This window comes from Allobosea sp. GW822-FHT03F07 (genome assembly GCF_058801345.1).
In genome coordinates, this window is record NZ_JBXAND010000004.1 from 45,580 (window position 1) to 66,362 (window position 20,783).

The 20,783-nt window shown below is 67.3% G+C and carries 17 protein-coding genes; 10 read left to right on the forward strand and 7 right to left on the reverse strand.

The window, feature by feature from the left end; genetic code table 11:
• Positions 1-12: 12 nt before the first annotated feature.
• On the reverse strand, positions 13-1,935 hold the full coding sequence (gene dnaK / locus AC1RMY_RS14060; protein ID WP_492865407.1) for a molecular chaperone DnaK: 1,923 nt from the start codon (positions 1,933-1,935) through the stop codon (positions 13-15).
• Positions 1,936-2,280: 345 nt separating this feature from the next.
• Here dnaK and AC1RMY_RS14065 point away from each other — a divergent pair, with 345 nt between their 5' ends.
• The 3 genes from AC1RMY_RS14065 to AC1RMY_RS14075 all read left to right on the forward strand — a co-directional run bounded on the left by AC1RMY_RS14065 (position 2,281) and on the right by AC1RMY_RS14075 (position 6,241).
• Positions 2,281-3,171 (forward strand): hypothetical protein, encoded by an 891-nt coding sequence (locus AC1RMY_RS14065; protein ID WP_492865409.1) that lies wholly within the window; start codon positions 2,281-2,283, stop codon positions 3,169-3,171.
• Between the two features lie 205 nt (positions 3,172-3,376).
• Entirely contained in the window at positions 3,377-5,545 is a 2,169-nt protein-coding gene (locus AC1RMY_RS14070) for a protein-disulfide reductase DsbD family protein (RefSeq protein ID WP_492865411.1), read from the forward strand.
• 39 nt (positions 5,546-5,584) lie between these two features.
• Complete coding sequence (locus tag AC1RMY_RS14075) at positions 5,585-6,241, forward strand: thioredoxin family protein (protein ID WP_492865413.1); 657 nt, start codon at positions 5,585-5,587, stop codon at positions 6,239-6,241.
• A gap of 183 nt (positions 6,242-6,424) precedes the next feature.
• Here the strand turns inward: AC1RMY_RS14075 and AC1RMY_RS14080 are convergent, their stop codons facing one another.
• The 4 genes from AC1RMY_RS14080 to ugpB form a co-directional block, all read right to left on the reverse strand.
• Positions 6,425-7,504 carry a sn-glycerol-3-phosphate import ATP-binding protein UgpC gene (locus AC1RMY_RS14080; RefSeq protein WP_492865415.1) on the reverse strand — a complete coding sequence of 360 codons (1,080 nt, stop codon included), beginning with the start codon at positions 7,502-7,504 and terminating at the stop codon, positions 6,425-6,427.
• A gap of 7 nt (positions 7,505-7,511) precedes the next feature.
• A complete protein-coding gene (ugpE, locus tag AC1RMY_RS14085) occupies positions 7,512-8,360 on the reverse strand; it encodes a sn-glycerol-3-phosphate ABC transporter permease UgpE (RefSeq protein ID WP_492865417.1) in 849 nt (282 codons plus the stop codon).
• The gene (ugpA, locus tag AC1RMY_RS14090) at positions 8,360-9,241 is read right to left on the reverse strand and encodes a sn-glycerol-3-phosphate ABC transporter permease UgpA (RefSeq protein WP_492865418.1); all 882 of its coding nucleotides are present in this window, start codon (positions 9,239-9,241) and stop codon (positions 8,360-8,362) included. The genes ugpE and ugpA overlap by 1 nt, the downstream gene beginning before the upstream one ends.
• Positions 9,242-9,379: 138 nt before the next feature.
• Entirely contained in the window at positions 9,380-10,705 is a 1,326-nt protein-coding gene (ugpB, locus tag AC1RMY_RS14095; RefSeq protein WP_492865420.1) for a sn-glycerol-3-phosphate ABC transporter substrate-binding protein UgpB, read from the reverse strand.
• 219 nt (positions 10,706-10,924) lie between these two features.
• Here ugpB and AC1RMY_RS14100 point away from each other — a divergent pair, with 219 nt between their 5' ends.
• The 4 genes from AC1RMY_RS14100 to AC1RMY_RS14115 all read left to right on the forward strand — a co-directional run bounded on the left by AC1RMY_RS14100 (position 10,925) and on the right by AC1RMY_RS14115 (position 15,921).
• The gene (locus AC1RMY_RS14100; RefSeq protein WP_492865421.1) at positions 10,925-12,103 is read left to right on the forward strand and encodes a fumarylacetoacetate hydrolase family protein; all 1,179 of its coding nucleotides are present in this window, start codon (positions 10,925-10,927) and stop codon (positions 12,101-12,103) included.
• The gene (locus AC1RMY_RS14105) at positions 12,100-13,029 is read left to right on the forward strand and encodes a PfkB family carbohydrate kinase (RefSeq protein ID WP_492865423.1); all 930 of its coding nucleotides are present in this window, start codon (positions 12,100-12,102) and stop codon (positions 13,027-13,029) included. The genes AC1RMY_RS14100 and AC1RMY_RS14105 overlap by 4 nt, the downstream gene beginning before the upstream one ends.
• A 30-nt stretch (positions 13,030-13,059) precedes the next feature.
• The gene (locus tag AC1RMY_RS14110) at positions 13,060-14,079 is read left to right on the forward strand and encodes a proline racemase family protein (RefSeq protein WP_492865425.1); all 1,020 of its coding nucleotides are present in this window, start codon (positions 13,060-13,062) and stop codon (positions 14,077-14,079) included.
• 135 nt (positions 14,080-14,214) lie between these two features.
• Positions 14,215-15,921, forward strand: a complete 1,707-nt coding sequence (locus AC1RMY_RS14115) for a hypothetical protein (RefSeq protein WP_492865427.1) — start codon at positions 14,215-14,217, stop codon at positions 15,919-15,921.
• Positions 15,922-15,931: 10 nt separating this feature from the next.
• On the opposite strand, the gene AC1RMY_RS14120 is transcribed toward AC1RMY_RS14115, so the two are convergent.
• Both AC1RMY_RS14120 and AC1RMY_RS14125 read right to left on the reverse strand, forming a co-directional pair.
• Positions 15,932-16,801, reverse strand: coding sequence for a methylated-DNA--[protein]-cysteine S-methyltransferase (locus tag AC1RMY_RS14120; protein WP_492865961.1), 870 nt, complete (start codon positions 16,799-16,801; stop codon positions 15,932-15,934).
• Positions 16,802-17,020: 219 nt separating this feature from the next.
• Positions 17,021-17,533: a DUF2244 domain-containing protein gene (locus tag AC1RMY_RS14125; RefSeq protein ID WP_492865429.1), complete on the reverse strand. Its 513-nt coding sequence runs from the start codon at positions 17,531-17,533 to the stop codon at positions 17,021-17,023.
• A gap of 62 nt (positions 17,534-17,595) precedes the next feature.
• Here AC1RMY_RS14125 and nth point away from each other — a divergent pair, with 62 nt between their 5' ends.
• The 3 genes from nth to AC1RMY_RS14140 all read left to right on the forward strand — a co-directional run bounded on the left by nth (position 17,596) and on the right by AC1RMY_RS14140 (position 20,778).
• Positions 17,596-18,297, forward strand: coding sequence for an endonuclease III (gene nth / locus AC1RMY_RS14130; RefSeq protein ID WP_492865431.1), 702 nt, complete (start codon positions 17,596-17,598; stop codon positions 18,295-18,297).
• A 161-nt stretch (positions 18,298-18,458) separates the two neighbouring features.
• Entirely contained in the window at positions 18,459-19,451 is a 993-nt protein-coding gene (gene xylF, locus AC1RMY_RS14135; protein WP_492865963.1) for a D-xylose ABC transporter substrate-binding protein, read from the forward strand.
• Positions 19,381-20,778 (forward strand): sugar ABC transporter permease, encoded by a 1,398-nt coding sequence (locus AC1RMY_RS14140; protein ID WP_492865433.1) that lies wholly within the window; start codon positions 19,381-19,383, stop codon positions 20,776-20,778. Before xylF ends, AC1RMY_RS14140 begins: the two co-directional genes overlap by 71 nt.
• Positions 20,779-20,783 lie beyond the last annotated feature (5 nt).

Consider the following 20,783-nt stretch of genomic DNA (forward strand, 5'->3'; position numbering starts at 1 on the left):
GGAAAAGCGCGATCAGGCGCTTTTCTTCTTGTCGCCCTTGTCGTCGCTGACGTCCTTGAAGTCGGCGTCGATGACGTCGTCCTTCTTGGCGTCGGCGGCCGGCTCACCTTCATCGGCGGCTCCTTCGGCCTGGCTGGCGGCATACATCGCCTCGCCGAGCTTCATCGAGGCCTGCATCAGATCCGTGGTGCGCGAGGCGATGGTTTCGGCGTTGTCCTCGGCCAGCGCGGCCTTGAGCGCGTCGAGCGCGGTCTCGATCGCCGTCTTGTCCGCGGCCGAGACCTTCTCGCCATAGTCCTTCAGCGACTTCTCGGTCGAGTGGACCAGGCTTTCGCCCTGGTTCTTGGCCTCGACCAGCTCGCGGCGCTTCTTGTCCTCGGCGGCATTGGCCTCGGCGTCCTTGACCATCTTCTGGATGTCGGCCTCAGAGAGCCCGCCCGAAGCCTGGATGCGGATCTGCTGCTCCTTGTTGGTGGCCTTGTCCTTCGCCGTCACCGAGACGATGCCGTTGGCGTCGATGTCGAAGGTCACCTCGATCTGCGGCATGCCGCGCGGGGACGGCGGAATGCCCATCAGGTCGAACTGGCCGAGCATCTTGTTGTCGGCCGCCATCTCGCGCTCGCCCTGGAAGACCCGGATCGTCACCGCCTGCTGATTGTCCTCGGCAGTCGAGAAGACCTGGCTCTTCTTGGTCGGGATCGTGGTGTTGCGGTCGATCAGGCGGGTGAACACGCCGCCCAGCGTCTCGATGCCGAGAGAAAGCGGGGTCACGTCGAGCAGCAGCACGTCCTTGACGTCGCCCTGGAGAACGCCGGCCTGGATCGCGGCGCCAATGGCGACAACCTCGTCCGGGTTGACGCCCTTATGCGGCTCCTTGCCGAAGAACTGCTTCACGACTTCCTGGACCTTCGGCATGCGGGTCATGCCGCCGACCAGGACCACCTCGTCGATCTGGCCCGCCGACAGGCCGGCATCCTTGAGCGCCTTCTTGCAGGGCTCGATGGTGCGCTGGATCAGGTCGTCGACCAGGCTCTCGAACTTGGCGCGCGAGAGCTTGATCGCGAGATGCTTGGGACCCGAGGCATCGGCCGTGATGTAGGGCAGGTTGATTTCGGTCTGCGCTGTCGTCGAAAGCTCGATCTTGGCCTTCTCGGCAGCTTCCTTCAGACGCTGGAGAGCGAGCTTGTCCTTCTTCAGGTCGATGCCCTGCTCGCGCTTGAACTCGTCCGCGAGGTACTCGACGAGGCGCATGTCGAAGTCCTCGCCGCCGAGGAAGGTGTCGCCATTGGTCGACTTCACCTCGAAGACGCCGTCGCCGATCTCGAGGATCGAGACGTCGAAGGTGCCGCCGCCGAGGTCATAGACCGCGATCGTGCCGGCCTGCTTCTTGTCGAGGCCATAGGCCAGCGCTGCCGCGGTCGGCTCGTTGATGATGCGCAGTACTTCGAGGCCGGCGATCTTGCCGGCATCCTTGGTCGCCTGGCGCTGGGCATCGTTGAAATAGGCGGGGACCGTGATGACGGCTTGGGTGACGGGCTGGCCGAGATAGGCTTCCGCCGTCTCCTTCATCTTGGTCAGGGTGAAGGCCGAGATCTGCGAGGGCGAATAGTCCTTGCCGTCGGCTTCGACCCAGGCGTCGCCGGTCGAGGCCTTCTTGATCTTGTAGGGGACGAGATGCACGTCCTTCTGCGTCATCGGATCGTCGAAGGTCCGGCCGATCAGGCGCTTGATCGCGAAGAAGGTGCGCTCGGGATTGGTGACGGCCTGGCGCTTGGCCGGCTGGCCGACGAGGCGTTCGCCGTCGTCGGTGATGGCGACGATGGACGGCGTGGTGCGCGCGCCTTCCGAGTTCTCGATGACTTTCGGCGTCGTGCCTTCCATGACCGCGACGCAGGAGTTGGTCGTGCCGAGGTCGATGCCAATGACTTTACCCATGGATGGGATCCCTTTCGATTGAGCAGATCGCCGGCCTGCGACGCTTGGCGCCACCTGCCGGCCCATGGACCGGATCGCCCCCACCTGATGCGGCGAACGAAACCGGCATTCCACGTTTGACGGTCGTGAAACCGCCCCTTGGCGGCGTATATAGTGAGGGTGTTCCTGCCCTTGCAAGACAGGCGAGCCGATTAAGAATCCCGCGCGCGTCTGTTTCGCACGTCACGGTCGACGCCGGCGCGCCGGCGCATCGCATTGCCGGCGAGTGTTGCGGATGTGCCCTTGCGCGCGCGGCCGCGGCATTTCATGCAGAAGCGATTGTTTCGGTTCCAAACTGGCCCTTTCGTGACCCGACAGACGCATCTCGCCCTCCGCCTCGCGCTGCTGGTTCTCGCCGGCGCGTCGCAGGCCGCGCTGGCGCAGCCGCTGCAGCTGCCGGGCGCGCAGCCCTTCAATGCGCCCGGCACACAGCAATCGGCCCCTGCGTCATCGAGCGCGCCAGCCGCACCGCGGACGCCGTCCATGCCGGCGATCAAGGTCGCGGGCGAGGATGCGATCACCGGGCGCGTCCTGCGCCATAATGGCGGCCCCGGCGAGGCCGTCTTCGAGAAGACCGCGACCGGATTCGGGCTGAGGCTCACCGTCGACGGCTTCCAGTCGAGCAATCTGGTCGAACCCTGCGCCGTATCCTTCGGCGAGGCGCCGCTGCCGGTGACGTCGCTCGGCCGTCCCGTGGGCGTTCCGCGCTACCGGCTCGAGGCGCCGATCTGCCCGATCGTCTTCGACGTGCTCGACGGCGCCTTCCTCGTGGTCGAGCCGGCGCAGCCTTGCGTCGTCGAGGCGGCCGCCTGCCGGATCGATCCGCGAGGCCTGTGGGGCCCCGACGCCCGCACGCTGCCGGCACGCGCCAAGGAGATCGAGGCCGCGCGCGGCGCAGCCGAACGCGCCGTCCGCGAAGGCTATCGCACGCTGACCGCCAAGGCGGATGCGGTCGACCAGCGCGCGATCGCGCGCGAGCAAGCGGGCTTTTCGGCCGAGCGGGAGCTGATCTGCCGGGCTTTCCAACGCGAGGGCCAGTTCGGCTTCTGCGGCGCACGCCTGACGGAGGCCAGAGCCGCCTCGATCCGCGCCCGCCTCGGCATCACCGGCGAGCCGGCGAGGCCCGCCGCCAACCCCCGGCCCCGCCCGGCCGCGCCGGCGCCCGGATCAGGGCCTCTGCCCCTGACCCCGCAATAGACAGCGGCTCTCCGGCCACTGGGCAGCGTCCTCAGCCGGAACTCATCCGAATCCGGGCGTGGCACTGGACCTCGTCGCCAACCCTGCCTGACTCCGGCCGATATTCGCGGCTATCGTGTCGATGGCCTCACTGCCTTGTCATTGGCGTCGGCGGCCGCGATGGGGCATCTGATCGGCGAGTGTCGAGAGGATGACGACGGAAAGCATGGCTTCGACCCGCAACAGATCTTCGTGGCGACACACTGCGCTGGCCTTCGTGCTGGCAGCGCTGGCACCGGGTCTGGCGGTCGCCGCCGAGTCGGCTGCCGTCTCGACACCCCGCGTCACGGCGACGCTCCTGTCGAGTCGCGACGCGGTGGCGCCCGGCGAGCGCTTCCAGGTCGCCCTCGTCCAGAAGATGGCGCCGGGCTGGCATACCTATTGGCGCAATCCCGGCGATTCCGGCGAGCCGACTCGCATCGAGTGGGTGCTGCCGCAGGGTGTTGCCGCCGGCGAGATCCAGTGGCCGGCGCCTCACGCGATTCCGGTCGAGCCGCTGGTCAATTTCGGCTTCGAGGGCACGCTGCTGCTGCCGGTCGAGATCACCGTGCCCCGGGATGCCAAGCCAGGTGAGCGCCTGACGCTGAAGGCCAATGCGACCTGGCTGGTCTGCGAGAAGATCTGCATTCCCGAGGAGGGCGCCTTCACACTCGAGTTGCCGGTCGCAGCTACGGCTGTCGTCGATGAGGCGGCACACTCCCGTATCGAGGCAACCCGCGCCGCCCTGCCCGCGCCAGCCGCTTTCAAGGGCCGTCTGGCTGCCGATGGCGAAGGGCTCGCGCTGACGCTGCCGGGGCTGTCCGACTCGGCAGCCGAACTGCGCTTCTTCCCGCTCTCCGATACGCTGATCGACCATGCCGCGAAGCAGGACGCGTCGGCCGGCGCCAACGGAACGATGCTGCGCCTCGCCCGTTCGAGCGCCTTCAAGGTCATGGGCGAGGAGCTGGAAGGCGTCCTGACCTTCAAGGAGGGCGGCGTCGCCCGTTCGCTCAGTCTCGCCGCCACGGTCGATGCCGCTCTGGTCGCGAGCGCGGCGAATGCCGCTGCGACGGCTCCGACCGCCATGCGCATACCGCTGCCGGCGGAGGGTACCGATCTGACGCTCTGGGCCGCGCTGCTCTTCGCCTTCGCGGGTGGGCTGATCCTCAACCTGATGCCCTGCGTGCTGCCGGTGCTCTTCATCAAGGCGCTCGGCTTCGCCCAACTGGCGCAGGCGAGCCGGTCGGAGGTGCGCGAACAGGGCCTGCTCTTCCTTGCCGGCGTCGTCGTCACCTTCATGGCGCTGGCCGGCCTTGTCATCATCCTCGGCGCGCTCGGCTCCAGTGTCGGCTGGGGCTTCCAGCTGCAGTCGCCGCCGCTGGTCATCGCACTCGCGGTGGTGATGACGCTGATCGGCCTCAACCTGCTCGGCGCCTTCGAGATCGGCACATCCGCAGCCGGCATCGGCCATGGCCTTGCGAGCCGGGGCGGACGCCTCGGCGCCTTCATGACCGGCGCGCTCGCCGTCATCGTCGCGACGCCCTGCACGGCGCCCTTCATGGGCGCCGCCATGGGCTATGCCGTCACCCGGCCTCCGGCCCTCGGCTTGGCCGTCTTCATGGCGCTGGCGCTCGGTTTCGCGGCGCCGGTGGTGGCGCTGTCCTTCGCACCCGGCCTGCTACGCCTGCTGCCGAAGCCCGGACGCTGGATGCTGATCCTGAAGCAGGCCTTCGCCTTCCCGATGTTCGCGACCGCGATCTGGCTGATCTGGGTCGCCTCGGTTCAGGCCGGCCCGGGCGGCGTGCTGGCGGCGCTCGTCGCCGTGCTGGCGGCCGGTTTCGTCGTCTGGCTGGTCGGCGTGACGCGGGAGGCGGGGCGGGGCCGGATCGTCTCGTCGGCGCTCGCTGTCCTCGTTGCCTTCGGCGCCGGCTGGTTCGTCGTCCAGAGCGCGGTTCCGGAAGCGACCACGGAGGCCCGGGCCGGCGACATCCAGGCCTGGACGCCGGAGCGTGTCGCGGCATTGCAGGGCGAAGGGCGCCCGGTCTTCGTCAATTTCACCGCGGCCTGGTGCATCACCTGCCTCGCCAATGAGCGCGTCGCGCTCTCGCGTCAGGAGGTCAAGGACGCCTTCGCCGAATTGAAGGTCGTCTATCTCAAGGCCGACTGGACCAATCGCAACAGCCAGATCGCCATGGCGCTGGCCGAGCAGGGGCGCGCCGGCGTGCCTCTCTATCTGTTCTATCCCGGCGCCAAGGGCGCTCAGCCTGAGGTTCTGCCGCAATTGCTGACGCCGGACATGATCGTCACTGCCGCGAGGCGTGCCGCCGGCAAGGAGATGAAGACCGCCGCCCGCTGACCAATTTTCGTCCATGCCCCCCGAAGACAGGAGACAGACGTGAAAGCCAACCTGACCCGCCAGACTTTCATCGCCGGCCTCGCCATCGCAGGTCTTTCTCTATCAGGCCTCGCCCTCACCGCCGGATCGGCCCTGGCTCAGGCCACAGCCAAGATCGGCGCGCCTGCGCCTGCCTTCGAGGCGGTCGACGCCGACGGCAAGACCCGCAAGCTCTCCGAATTCGCCGGCAAGACCGTGATCCTGGAATGGACCAATCACGACTGCCCCTATGTACGGAAGCACTACAACAGCGCGACCATGCAGACCTTGCAGAAGGACATGGCGAAGGAGGGCGTCGTCTGGCTCTCGGTCATCTCCTCGCCGGTCGGCGAGCAGGGCCATGTCGACGGCGCCAAGGCCAAGGAACTGACGACGAGCCGAGACGCTGCGCCGGCCGGCATCCTGCTCGATCCCAACAGCAAGATGGCGCGCGCCTATGGCGCGACCACGACGCCGCATATGTACATCGTCGATCCCAAGGGCACGCTCGCCTATATGGGCGCGATCGACGACAAGCCGTCCTCCAGCGCCTCCAGCCTCAACGGCGCCAAGAGCTATGTCCGGCAGGCCATGGCCGAGCTGAAGGCCGGCAAGCCGGTCTCGGAAGCGAGCACGAAGTCCTATGGCTGCGCGGTGAAATACGCGCCGGTTTCATAAGGCGCGGGGAACTTCGACGGAGAACCCTCTCCCGTAGGGAGAGGGCAGGGTGAGGGGTAGGCCGTCGGACCAGATGATCCCGCCCTAACAGCGATATCGCTCGCCAAACTGGTCGAGGGGCCTACATCTCACCCCTGCCCCTCTCCTTACAGGAGAGGGGCTCCCCGCGGTTCCAGTGCCCGCCTACGCCCGCCCCAGCCGTGCGCCGGTCTTCGCGTCGAAGACATGCACTCGGTCGGGATCGACCGTGATCCAGATGCGTCCGGCTTGCGCAGCCACCACATCGGTCGCGGCCTGCATCACGAAGGGCTTGCCCGCGAGCTGGCCGTGGAAGAGCTGCGTCGCGCCGAGCTCCTCGACGAATTCGACGTCGAAGGCCAGCGAGCCGGCCTCTCCCTCAGAGGCGATCTCGATGTCTTCCGGCCTCAGCCCCACCTCGACGTTCGTCTGCGCGGGCAGATCCTCGCGCAGGTCGCGCGCTTCGAGGATCGCATCGCCGAGCGCGACGATGCCTGGGCCGTCGATCGCGCCGGGCAGGATGTTCATCGGCGGCGAGCCGATGAAGGTCGCGACGAACTTGCTCGCCGGCTTCCGATAGACCTCCGAGGGCACGCCGATCTGCTCGACCTGGCCGCCATTCATCACCACGAGCTTGTCGGAGAGCGTCATTGCCTCGACCTGGTCGTGGGTGACGTAGATCGAGGTCACGCCGAGCGCGCGCTGCAGCTTCTTGATCTCGACGCGCATCTGCACGCGCAGCTTGGCGTCGAGATTGGACAGCGGCTCGTCGAACAGGAACACCTGCGGCTTGCGCACGATGGCGCGTCCCATCGCGACGCGCTGGCGCTGACCGCCGGACAGCTGGCGCGGCCGGCGCTCCAGCAGCCCCTCGATCGCGAGGATGCGCGCCGCTTCCTTGACGCGTTTCTCGATCTCGTCCTTGGGCGTGCCGCGGTTGCGCAGGCCATAGGCCATGTTGTCGTAGACGCTCATATGCGGATAGAGCGCGTAGTTCTGGAACACCATGGCGATGTCGCGATCGGCCGGCCCGACCTCGTTGACGACGCGCGGGCCGATCGAGACCTCGCCGGCCGAGATCGTCTCGAGCCCCGCGACCATGCGCAGCAGCGTGGACTTGCCGCAGCCGGAGGGGCCGACGAGCACGCAGAAGCCGCCGTCGGGAATGTCGAAGGAGACGCCCTTCACGGCCTCGACGCCGCCGGGATAGATTTTCTTGACGTTGGTGAGGGTGACCTGGGCCATCGGCGGATTATTTCTCGGTTTCGACCAGGCCCTTCACGAAGAGCCTCTGCATCAGGATGACGACGAGCACGGGCGGCAGCATCGCCAGCATGGCGGTGGCCATGGCGAGCTGCCATTCGGTGAGGGCGTCGGAGGTGACGATCATCTTCTTGATCGCGATGACGATGGTCTGCATCGAGTCCTTGGTCGTCACCAGCAGCGGCCAAAGATACTGGTTCCAGCCATAGATGAACTGGATCACGAACAGTGCCGCGATGGTGGTGATCGAGAGCGGGACGACCGTGTCCTTGAAGAACTTGAACGGGCCGGCGCCGTCGATCTTCGAGGCCTCCAGCAGCTCGTCCGGGATCGTCATGAAGAACTGCCGGAACAGCAGCGTGCCCGTCGCGGAGGCGATCAGCGGCACCGCCAGACCCTGATAGGTGTCGAGCATCCGCAGATCCGAGACGACCTTGAAGGTCGGGAAGATGCGGACCTCTACGGGCAGCATCAACGTGACGAAGATGATCCAGAACGCCGCCATCCGGAACGGGAAGCGGTAATAGACCACCGCATAGGCCGAGAGCACGGAGATGAAGATCTTGCCCAGCGCGATCGCCATCGCCATCACGAAGGAGTTCAGCATCATGCCGAGCACCGGCTCGCGCGTCGTGCCCGAGGTGCCGATGAACAGGATGCGGTTGTAGTTCTCCAGGAAATACGGGCCCGGATAGAGCGGCAGCTTGCCGTTGATGATGGTCGCGGCATCCCAGGTCGAGGCGACGAAGGTCAGCCAGACCGGGAAGGCGACGATCAGCACGCCGATCGACAGGATGACATAGGCGATGAAATCGCCCAGGCGGCGGTCCTCGACCATCAGTAGCTGACCTTGCGCTCGATGAAGCGGAACTGCACGGCGGTCATCGCGATGACCATCACCAGCAACACGACCGACTGCGCCGCCGAGCCGCCGAGGTTCGAGCCGCCCTTGCCGTCCGAGAACACCTTGTAGACCAGTGTCTCGGTCGCGCCCGAAGGGCCGCCGCCGGTGACCGTGTCGATGATGCCGAAGGTGTCGAAGAAGACGTAGACGATGTTCACCACCAGCAGGAAGAAGGTCGTCGGCGAGAGCAGCGGGAAGACGATCGTCCAGAAGCGCCGCATCGGCCGCGCGCCGTCGATCACGGCCGCCTCGATCACGCTCTTTGGGATCGACTGCAGGCCGGCGAGGAAGAACAGGAAATTGTAGCTGATCTGCTTCCAGGTCGCGGCGAGGATGACGAGCAGCATCGCGTCATTGCCGTTGAGGCGGGGATTCCAGGCGATGCCGAGGCTGGACAGCCCGCGCGCCAGCATGCCCAGCGAGGGATCGAACATGAACAGCCAGAGCACGCCGGCGACAGCGGGCGCCACCGCATAGGGCCAGATCATCAGCGTCTTGTAGACCTCGGCGCCCCGGATCTGGCGGTCGGCCATGACCGCGAAGAGCAGCGCCAGCGACAGCGAGAGCACACAGACGAAGCTGGAGAAGATGACCGTGTTGACGAAGGCCTTGAAGTAGCCGGGATCGGCGAAGAGGGTCGTGTAGTTCTCGAACCAGACGAATTCCGTCGAGGTGCCGAAGGCGTCCTGCAGCAGGAAGCTCTGCCACACCGCCTGGCTTGCCGGCCAATAGAAGAACACGATGGTGATGGCCAGCTGCGGCAGGAGCAGCATTAGCGGGATCGTGAGGCCATGAAAGAAGGCGTGCTTCTGCATCGGGTCGCTTCAGTCCGCGTCGTCGTCCCGGGCGACCGCAGGGAGATCCGGGATCCATGCCTTGAACCGTTCCGGCATGGATCCCGGGTCTTCGCTTCGCTGCGCCCGGGATGACGCAGCGTGGTGGATCAGGTCAGCTCAGCGCGACGCCGTGCGCTCGAACTGGCGCAGCATCTGGTTGCCGCGTTCGGCAGCCGCGTCGAGCGCCGCCTTCGGCGACTTCTGACCGTTCAGAGCCGCTTCCAGCTCTTCCGACCAGATGTCGCGGATCTGGACCAGGCTGCCATAGCGCAGGCCCTTCGAGTTGTCGGTCGGCTCCTTGTTGTTGAGTTCGAGCAGCGGCGTCTCGAGATAGGGCTTGTCCTTGTAGAAGCCCGAGGCCTTCACCTTTTCATAGGCCGCCTTGGTGATCGGCAGATAGCCGGATTCGGTATGCAGCTTCACCTGCCGGTCGACATTGGAGAGGAAGGTGAAGAACTTGGCGACGCCCTTGTATTCGTCCGCCTTCTTGCCGCCCATCACCCAGAGCGAAGCGCCGCCGATGATCGAATTCTGCGGTGCGCCCTGGACATCCGGGTAGTACGGCATCGGCGCGTTGGCCCAGTCGAACTTGGCGTTGGCGCGGACATTGCCGAAGAAGGCCGAGGAGGTCAGGAAGATCGGGCATTCGCCCGAGGTGAAGCGGCCCTCGCCGGTGTTGGTGCGGCCGGAATAATCGTAGACGCCCTGCTTTTGCAGATCGACGAGATTGGTCCAGTGCTTCAGGAAGGCCGGGCTCTGGTTGAAGGTCAGGACGGCGTCGAAGCCCTCCATGCCGTTGACCTTGGTCGAGAGCGGCACGTTGTGCCAGGCGCCGAACTGCTCGATGTTCGCCCAGGTCGCCCAGGCGTTCGAGAAGCCGCATTTGTCGAAGCCGGCGGCCTTCAGCTTCTTGGCGGCCTCGAACACCTCGGGCCAGGTCTTCGGCGGCGCGTCGGCGTTCAGGCCGGCCTTCTTGAAGGCGTCCTTGTTGTACCACATCACCATCGAGGATGAGTTGAACGGCATCGAGAGCATGTCGCCCTTGGCCGTCGAGTAGTAGCCGGTGATGGCGGGCAGATAAGCCTTGGGGTCGAATGCTTCGCCGGCTTCCTTCATCAGCTCGTGGACTGGCTTCACCGCGCCCTTGGCCGACATCATCGTACCGGTGCCGACCTCGAAGACCTGGAGGATATGCGGTGCCTGCCCGGCGCGGAAGGCGGCGATGCCGGCGTTGAGCGTATCAGGATAGGAGCCCTTATAGGCCGGGACGACCTTGTAGTCCTTCTGCGAGGCGTTGAACTCCTCGGCCAGCCTCACGACGACGTCGTTGTTGGCGCCGGTCAGCGCGTGCCACCACTGGATTTCGGTCTGGGCCGCGGCAGGTGCGGCGCCGGCGATCGCGAAAGCCGCGACGGACATCAGAATGCGAGATTTCACTGTCATCTTCGTCTCCCTTCCGCCCTCGGGTCGCTTGGGCGGCTGTTATTGTTGGTGCGCAAGCTAGCATGAAGGGCGGGCGACGTTTCAATGACAAATTGATGACAGACGCAAGCTGCGCGCTTCCGCGACTTTGTGCTGAGGCTCTTTTGTCGAGGCTCTTGCACATTTGCCCGGAAGACGCTGTTCTCCCCGCCCCATCCCGCCTTCCGACGGATAGCCGCCATGCCGCGCATCTCTCTCACGCCAGACCAGACCCTACCGAAGGATGCCGCCGGTGCCGCGCTGCTCGGTCGCGTCTGGCGGCCGGATGTCGCCGGCCCTGCGGTCGTCACCCTGCGCGACGGCGTGCTCTTGGACGTCACCCGCGCCTTCCCCACCAGCCGCGATCTCTGCGAGGCGAAGGACCCGGCTGCCGCACTGCGCGCGGCGCAGGGCGAACCGGTCGGGACGCTCGCGGACATCTTGGCGAACACGCCGGTCGACGGCCGCGATCCCGGCCAGCCCTGGCTGCTCTCCCCCCTCGACCTGCAGGCGGTGAAGGCGGCCGGCGTCACCTTCGCCGTCTCGATGCTGGAGCGCGTGATCGAGGAGAAGGCGCGCGGCAACCCGGCCGCCGCCGCGACGATCCGCGAGGAGATCGGAAAGCTGATCGGCGACGATCTCTCGAAGCTGAAGCCCGGCTCGCCCGAGGCGATGCATCTCAAGGACGTGCTGATCAAGCAGGGCGCCTGGAGCCAGTATCTCGAAGTCGGCATCGGGCCAGACGCCGAGATCTTCACCAAGGCCCCGCCGATGTCCTCGGTCGGCACCGGCTTCGATGCCGGCCTGCATCCGGCCTCGACCTGGAACAACCCCGAGCCCGAGATCGTGCTGGTCGTCGCCTCTGACGGTCGCATCGTCGGCGCCACGCTCGGCAACGACGTCAATCTGCGCGATGTCGAGGGGCGCTCGGCGCTTTTGCTCGGCAAGGCCAAGGACAACAATGCAGCGGCGGCCGTCGGCCCCTTCATCCGCCTGTTCGATGCAGGCTTCACGCTCGACCACATCCGCAAGACCACGGTGTCACTGACCGTCGAGGGCGAGGACGGCTTCACGCTCGAAGGATCGTCCTCGATCGCGAAGATCAGCCGCGATCCGGCCGATCTCGCCGGCCAGATGATCGGCCCGCATCACCAGTATCCGGACGGCGCGGCGCTCTATCTCGGCACCATGTTCGCGCCGATCAAGGATCGCGACACGCCCGGCGGCGGCTTTACCCACAGATATGGCGACGTCGTCACCATCGCGGCACCCGAGCTCGGCGCCCTGGTCAACCGCATGCGTTCGACCTCCGAATGCGAGCCCTGGACCTTCGGCGCTTCGCATCTGATGCGCAGCCTGGCGAAGCGCGGCCTGCTGTGAGCGCAGCCGACATCCTCGTTGTCGGCGAGGCGATCGGCGATTTCATCCCGCGCGACGCCGAGGGACGGCACTATGAGGCCGTGCTGGGCGGCTCCGGCTTCAACGCGGCGCTGGCGCTCGCCCGCTTCGGTGCGAAGCCGGCCTATGCCGGGGCGCTCTCGAGCGATGCCCTCGGTCGGCGTTTCCGCACCGCTCTGATAACGGAGGGTATCGGCACGGCGCTGATCCATGACAGCGCCTGGCCGAGCGCGGTCGCGATCGTCTCGCCGCTCGGCCCGGGCGGCGTGCCGGAATTCGCCCTGCACCTCGAAGGCACGGCTCATGACGATCCGGACGGCACGACGCGGTGCATGCCGCCGGAAGCCCGCCATCTCCACGCCGCCTCCTTCGGCGCGACCGCCGGGGCCTCGGTCGAGGCGGTGGCGACGCTGGCCGCGAGCGCCCGGGCACAAGGCGCGACTGTCAGTTACGACGTCAACATCCGCCCTTCCGTGTTGCCGGTGCACGAGCGGGCACTACCCCTGATCGAGGCGCGCATCGCGCAGGCCGACATCGTCAAGGCGAGCCTCGACGACCTCGCCTGGCTCTTTCCGGCGGAGGAGCCGGCTGAGATCGCCCGGCGCTGGCAGTCGCTCGGCGCAACGCTCGTGTTGGTGACGAAGGGGCCGGATGGCGCCATCTGCTTTGGTCCAGGCGATCCTGTCACCGCGACCGCCCAGCCTGTCGTCGTGGCCGATACGGTCGGGGCGGGGGATACCTTCATCGGCGGCTTCATCGCGGTTCTGGCCGCACGCGGCCGGCTCGGTGCAGGCTTCAAGACTGTGACGCACGACGATCTCCAGGCGGCGCTCGCCTTCGCCTGTGCCGCGGCGGCCGATAGCTGCACCAGAGCCGGCTGCGATCCACCGCGGCGGCTCGCGACATGACACCCATTTGATGACCACCGGAACGCGACCATGCGCCTGAGCTATCTCGACTATCACACCTGCGGCGAGCCGGTCCGCATCGTGACCGCGGGCTATCCTGTCCTGAAGGGCGCGACGATCCTCGAAAAGCGCCGCGATGCGCGCGAGAATCACGATCATCTGCGCCGCGCGATGATGCTTGAACCGCGCGGCCATGCCGGCATGTATGGCGTGATCCCGGTCGCTTCGACGCATCCGGAAGCAGCCTTCGGCGTGCTGTTCACGCATAACGAGGGCTATTCGACCATGTGCGGCCACGCGACGATCGCGCTCGGCCGCTATGCCATCGAGCACGGGCTCGTGCCGGCCGTCGAGCCGGTCACCCGCTTCGCCATCGAGGCGCCCTGCGGTCTCCTGCGGCTGGAATGTTCGGTCAGCGGCGGCAAGGTCGGGAGCGTCGTCTTCGAGAGCGTCCCGGCCTTCGTCTTCGCACGGGATCTGGTCGTCGATGTGCCGGGCTTCGGGTCGATCACCACCGACATCGCCTATGGCGGCGCCTTCTACTGCATCCTGCCGGCCTCCCGCTTCGGCCTCGATCTCATCGAGAGCCCCGTCTCGGCGGTGACCGATGCGGCGGCCGCACTCACCGACAGGGTCCGCGCAACGCTCGCGATCACGCATCCGACCGAACCCGATCTCGGCTTCCTCTATGGCACGATCGTCACCGACGAAGCCGGTCCGGACGAGACCAGCTTCAATCTCTGCATCTTCGCCGAGCGCCAGATCGACCGTTCGCCGACGGGCTCGGGCGTCACCGCCCGCATGGCGCTGGACCATGCCAAGGGGTTGGTCCCGCCGGGGCGGACGCGGAGCTTCCGCAGCATCACCGGCGGAACCTTCACCGGCCGTGTGCTGGGTGAAGTGCCTGCCCCGGCTCCCGGCGCCGTCACGGTCGCGGTCGGCGGCATCGGCCATTTCGCCGGCGAGGGCGCCTTCGTCATCGAGCCGGACGACCCGCTGCGGCATGGCTTCGCGCTGCCCGAACGCTTCGCGGAGATCGCAGGCGATTAACCCAGCCCGGAAACCAGTTTCAGGGATTTGCCTGGACTGCCGTCCGAAACCTCGGCTTTTCGAAGATCGGCGCAGGCTCGGGGTAACGATTATCCGGCAGGCTCGGCGCTCGCTCGAAGAATTCGGAGGCGCGCCATGTCGGTTGGGGATCTCGGTGCGCCACTCGCCGCGCCGCAGGGGCTTTCTGCCCGGCTGACCCGTCTCGCGCGCACGCCTGCCTTCTGGATCGCGGCCTTCGCGCTCGCGGCGGCAGCGGCCCTCAGCCTCCCGCTGCGCCTGCCGCTCGGCCCGAACGCGTGGGATACAGCGGTTTATCTCGACACGATCCAGCGCATCCGCATGGGGCAGGTTCCGAGCCTCGACTTCTTCGCGCCGGTCGGCCCGTTCGGCTATTACGGCGCGGCGTGGCTCGATGCGTTGTTCCCGCGCGCCCAGCCGATGCTGCTGGCCAACTGGGCGGTGCTGCCCGTGCTGCTGCCGGTAGCCGCCCTGCTGTGCGGCCATGTCGCCGCCCGTTCGCGGCCGATGGCCTTCGCGCTGCTGCTGCCCTTCCTGCTGTTCGCATCGTTGCCCATCAACCTCCACAGCCTCTACCCGATGCCTGGCTTCGACGGCTACGGGCACTACAACCGCCATGTCGCGCTGCTGCTCTACCTGCTGATCGCGACGCTGCACTTCGCCCGGGATCGGCGCCTGGCGACCGGGCTGGTCGCGGCACTGATGCTCGTGCTGTTCCTCGTCAAGATCACGGGCGCGGTGACGGGTTCGATGCTGGTCGGCTATGCCGTCCTCGCCGGTCGTCTGCGCCAGCGCGACGCGGCGATGGCGGCGGTATTGGTGCTGGCCGCCCTTGGCGTCGTCGATCTCGCGACCGGGCTGGTGCGCGCTTACATCGCCGACATCCTGGCTCTTCTCGCGCTCAACACCGGGGCGCTGCTGCCGCGCTTCCTGACCGTGGCGTCGGTCAAGTTCAACGTCGTCGGGCCCTGCCTGCTGCTGCTCGGCGTCCTAGCGCTGGTGGCCTGGCGCGAGGGCGTGGCGCCGAACCTCCGGGGCCTGCGCGCGCTCGCTGATTCACCGATGGGTTGGCTCGCAGCCGCCCTCGTCGCGCTGACTTTCTTCGAGACGCAGAATACCGGCTCGCTCGAATATATCGGACTCTGGCCGATCCTGCTGCTGGTCCTGCTCGACTGGCGCAATCGGCAGGACTCACTGAAGCCGATCGTCCTGGTGCTGGCGCTCGCCACCGCCCTGCCCAGCGCCGTGATCTTCGTCGAGCGCAGCGTTCGCGCCGTGCTGGGAATGACCGGCCATGTCGCGCTCGATCTGCCCGAGCTCGGCCCGCTCGGCCGGGTCAGCCTCAAGGCCGACATGGTGGCGCGCGCAGCCGGAATGCTGGAGCATTACGCCACCCAGCAGGCGAGCTATCGCGAACTCGCCCGGCGCGACCTGCCGCCCTCCTACATCCTCTATTCCGAGATCGACTATCAGGCGACCTGGCTGCTCGAGGTCCGGCAGGGCCTCGACGCGATCCGGGCCTGGGAAGCCGCCAATGGCCGCACGCTCAACGGCTTCCTGACGCTCGACTTCGTCGATCCCTTCAACCGCCTGCTCGACCGGACGCCGCCGCGCCATGTGCCGATCGGCATGGATCCGGGCCGCAGCACGCCCGCGCTCGCACCGGAGACGCTGGCGGAACTGTCCCGCACCGACGCGATCCTCGCGCCGAAATGTCCGCCGACCACCGCGCGCGACGCGATCCTCCAGCATTTCGAACCGGCGCTCCGCGGGCGAAAGCGCATCGCGCTCTCGCCCTGCTGGGACATGTATCTGAAGGGCTGAGCGCAGCGGTTCAGGCGGCGGCCGTCTGCCCGGCCTCCCAGCCCAGGATCGCGCGCTTGCGCGTCAGGCCCCAGTGGTAACCCGTCAGTGCCCCGGATTTTCCGATGACGCGGTGGCAGGGCACCACGAAGGAGATCGGGTTCTTGCCGACCGCCATGCCGACGGCACGCGATGCGGTGGGCTTGCCGATATGGCAGGCGACGTCGCCATAGGTCGTGGCGCGGCCGACCGGGATGCGCAGCAGCGTCTCCCAGACCCTGACCTCGAAATCGGTGCCGATCAGCACGACGCGCAGTGGCGTCTGCGCCGACCAGGCCTTCGGATCGAAGATGCGCGCAGCATAGGGAGCCGTCGCCTGCGGATCGAAGCGGTAATCGGCATGGGGCCAGCGCCGCATCATATCGGCGAGCGCCTCGGCCCGGCCGCCGACGACCTTGCCGCCGTCGAGCCCATCAGACACCCAGCCGAGCCCGGCGAGGCCGCGCTCCGTGGCGACGATCAGCGCCTCGCCGAAGGGAGAGGGGTGGAAGCCGTAGGAGAGCGCGAGCCCCTCGCCGCCGGCTTTCCACTCGCCCGGCGACATCGCCTCATGCGTCACGAAGAGATCGTGCAGGCGGCCCGGCCCGGAGAGGCCGACCTCGAGCGCTGTGTCGAGTACGCTGGCCGAGGCGCCGAGCAGGCCCTTGGCATGATCGAGCGTGATCGCCTGCAGGAAGGCCTTGGGCGTCAGCCCGCACCAGCGTCGGAAGAGATGGTGGACATCGGTCGGCGTCGCGCCGGCCGCCTCCGCGATCGCCTCGATCGTCGGCTGTGCCCGCCAGTTCTCGGTGATGTAGGCGAGGATGCGCCGCACCGTATCGTAATCGGAGCCCGGCGCCATCGAGGGAAAGTCGGCCGCGGCCGGAATCGCCTCGGTCGCGCGCGCCAACACGGCGTTGGAAAAACGGGTCGGCGTCATCACGCCGAGCTTCTGGATATGAGCGGTCATCGCTGTCACCTTCGCATCGTCTGTCATGATGCGAAACTAGGTGTGCTGGCGCAGCGACTCCACCCGAAAGCTGGCAGGATGGCGTGGCGGTGTCAGCGGCGCGCAAGAACCTCAGGCGGCTCCGTAGTCGGGTCCACGCCTTGCCTTGGCCAGCGCCGAGCCGAGCGCTTCCGCAAAGCCTTCGCGCTCGCCCGGCGAGAGCGCGCCGGCGACCGCCACGCTCCGCCCGCGCGAGACCAGGTTCAGCGCGAGCAGACCGTAATCCTCGTCGGTCTGCCGCTCCAGCCTCGTCCACGCCGGGTTGGAGCGCCACACGGCCTCGCGGCCATGATGCGAGACCTTGCGCAGCAGCACTTCGAGGGGCGTCACGACGATGCGCTCGAAGGCGCGCGCATGGCGGAAATTGACGTGGAAGGCGATGAACAGCGCGACCACGTCGAGGCCGAAGAAGCCGGCGACCGGCCAGGCGCCGAGCACGACGAAGGGAATCGAGGAGACGATGCTGGCAAGGCAGACCAGCGTCATCACGATGCGGAAGCCGTTCTGGCCGAGCGAGCGATGCGGGGTGATGGTGGCGTCGAAGACCGGGCGCTCGGCAGCGGCCGAGACGTCTTCATCCGGCACTCCTGAATCGCGCAGCTCTGAAGCGCACTTGCCGAGGTCCATGCGCCAACTATAACGCCGCCATGACGCAAGAGAACAGCCGCCCGCGCCGCGCCACGCCGAAAGCGCGGATCACGAAGCCGCGCGCCCGCAGCGCCGCGGAGGTGCGCGAGATCTTCACGCGCTTCCAGGCGGCCAATCCCGAGCCCAAGGGCGAGCTCGAATCCGTCAACGCCTTCACGCTGCTGGTCGCGGTGGTACTGTCCGCGCAGGCGACCGATGCCGGCGTCAACAAGGCAACGCGTCCGCTCTTCGTCATCGCAGACACGCCGGAGAAGATGCTGGCCCTCGGCGAGGAGAGGGTTCGCGAGTACATCAAGACGATCGGCCTGTTCCGCACCAAGGCGAAGAATGTGATGGCGCTTTGCGAGAAGCTGATCGCGGAGTTCGGCGGGCAGGTGCCGACGACGCGGGCCGAGCTCGAAAGCCTGCCCGGTGTCGGCCGCAAGACGGCCAATGTCGTGCTCAACATCGCCTTCGGCGAGATCACCCACGCCGTTGACACCCACGTCTTCCGTGTCTCCAACCGCCTGCGCATCGCGCCGGGCAAGAACGTGCTCGAGGTCGAACTCGGTCTGGAGAAGGCGATACCTGCTGAATTCGGCCGCCACGCCCATCACTGGCTGATCCTGCATGGCCGGTACACCTGCAAGGCGCTCAGGCCGGAATGCGGCCGCTGCCTGCTCAATGATCTCTGCGACTCCCCCGACAGGCGGGTCGCTTGACGCTTCCCCCGCGATAGGCTCACCTCCCATGCGTAGGCGCTCCGGACGCTCACCATGCGATCCCAGAAGAGAGCGCAGGGCCAGAGGAAACGCGGGAGATCGCCATGTTCAGACAGATCTTGCTTGCAGCCGGCGTCGCCTTCGCGGCGTCGGGAAGTTCAATGCCTGCTCTGGGCCAGGCCAAGGGTCCGGTCATCGGCGTGAGCTGGTCGAATTTCCAGGAGGAACGCTGGAAGACCGACGAGGCCGCGATCAAGGCCGCGATCGAGAAGGCCGGCGGCACCTATCTCTCCGCCGACGCGCAGTCGTCGCCGGCCAAGCAGCTCACCGATGTCGAAAGCCTGATTGCGCGTGGCGCCAAGGCCTTGATCGTGCTGGCACAGGACGCCCAGGCGATCCGCCCCGCCGTCCAGAAGGCGGTCGACGAGGGCATCGCGGTGGTCGGTTATGATCGGCTGATCGAAATCCCGCAGGCCTTCTACCTGACCTTCGACAATGTCGAGGTCGGACGCATGATGGCGCGCGAGATCGTCAAGGCCAAGCCCGAGGGCAACTACGTCTTTATCAAGGGCTCGTCGGCCGATCCCAATGCCGGCTTCCTCTATCAGGGCTCGATCGAGGTGCTGAAACCGGCGCTCGACAGCGGCAAGATCAAGAATGTCGGCGAGGCCTCGACCGATGGCTGGCTGCCGGCCAATGCCCAGAAGAACATGGAGCAGATCCTGACGCGCAATGCCAACAAGGTCGATGCGGTCGTCGCCGCCAATGACGGCACGGCCGGCGGCGCCATCGCCGCCATGGCCGCGCAGGGACTGGCCGGCTCGGTCCCGGTTTCCGGACAGGACGCCGACCGCGCCGCGCTGAACCGGATCGCGCTCGGCACGCAGACGGTGACGATCTGGAAGGATGCGCGCGAGCTCGGACGCAACGCCGCCGAGATCGCGGTCAAGCTCGCCGGCGGCGCCAAGCTGACGGAGGTCGCGGGCGCGGCGAGCTGGAACCAGGGCCCGGCCAAGCAGCCGATGACGGCCCTGTTCCTCAAGCCCGTGCCGGTGACGCGGGACAACCTCAATGTCGTGATCGATGCCGGCTGGGCGCCGAAATCGGCGGTGTGCCAGGGTGTCGCGGCCGGCAAGGTCAAGGCCTGTGACTGAGATCGCGCCGGCCCCGGCCAAGCCGGTGCAGGGCGATACGAGCCTGGGCGCAGGCAGCCCGGGCTCGCGTAGCCTCGCCGATCATCTGCGCGAGATCGAGTTCGATCCGCGCATGATCGGCATGGTCGCGGCCTTGGCGGTGATCTGGCTCGGCTTCAACTGGTTGTCCGGCGGCGCCTTCCTGACGCCGCGCAACCTGTGGAACCTGCTGGTCCAGTCCGCCTCGATATCGGTGATGGCCTGCGGCATGGTGCTGGTCATCGTGACCCGCAACATCGACCTCTCGGTCGGCTCGATGCTCGGCTTCGTCGGCATGGTCGTCGGGCTGATTCAGGTCAGGCTGCTCCCGGAGCTGTGGGGGTTCGAGCATCCTGCGACCTGGATCGTCAGCCTCGCGGCTGCCGTCGCGCTCGGGGGGCTCATCGGCCTCATGCAGGGCGCGCTGATCGCCTTCCTCGCCATCCCCTCCTTCATCGTCACGCTGGGCGGACTCCTGGTCTGGCGCGGCGCGGCCTGGTGGGTCACGCAAGGCCAGACCATCGCACCGATGGATTCGCGTTTCCGCCGGCTCGGCGGCGGCATCGAGGGCGCGATCGGCACCAGCGCCTCCTGGGCGATCGGCCTGGCGATCTGCGCCGCCATCGCCGTGGCCAGCATTGCCGCGCGCCGCCGGCGCCGCCGTTTCGGCTTCTCGCTGCGCCCGCTCTGGGCCGAGTTCGCCATCGCGGCGCTGGGTTGCGGTGCGGTCGTCGCGACCGTGCTGGTCGCCAATGCCTATGCGCTGCCGGCCGGCATCGCTCGCCGCCTGACCGAGGCGCGTGGGGAGGTTTGGCCAGAGGGCGGGCTGGTGATCGGCCATGGGCTGGCCGTGCCGGTTCTGCTGGCGCTGGCGGTCGGCGTCGTCATCACCTTCCTGACGACGCGGCTGCGGTTCGGCCGCTATGTCTTCGCCATCGGCGGCAACCCCGAGGCGGCGCAGCTTTCGGGCGTCAACACCCGCAAGGTGCTGATGCTGGTCTATGGGCTGATGGGCATGCTGGTCGGCATCTCCGCCTGCATCGCGACGGCGCGGCTGAACGCGGCGACGAATTCCGCCGGCGCGCTCGACGAACTCTACGTCATCGCCGCCGCCGTCATCGGCGGCACTTCGTTGGCGGGCGGCGTCGGCACCATCGCAGGCGCGATGCTCGGCGCGCTGGTGATGCAGTCGCTGCAATCGGGCATGGTGCTGATCGGTGTCGACACGCCGTTGCAGAACATCGTCGTCGGCCTCGTGCTGGTGGTCGCGGTGTGGCTCGACGGCCTCTACCGCAAGCGGCTGGGGTGAGCGCT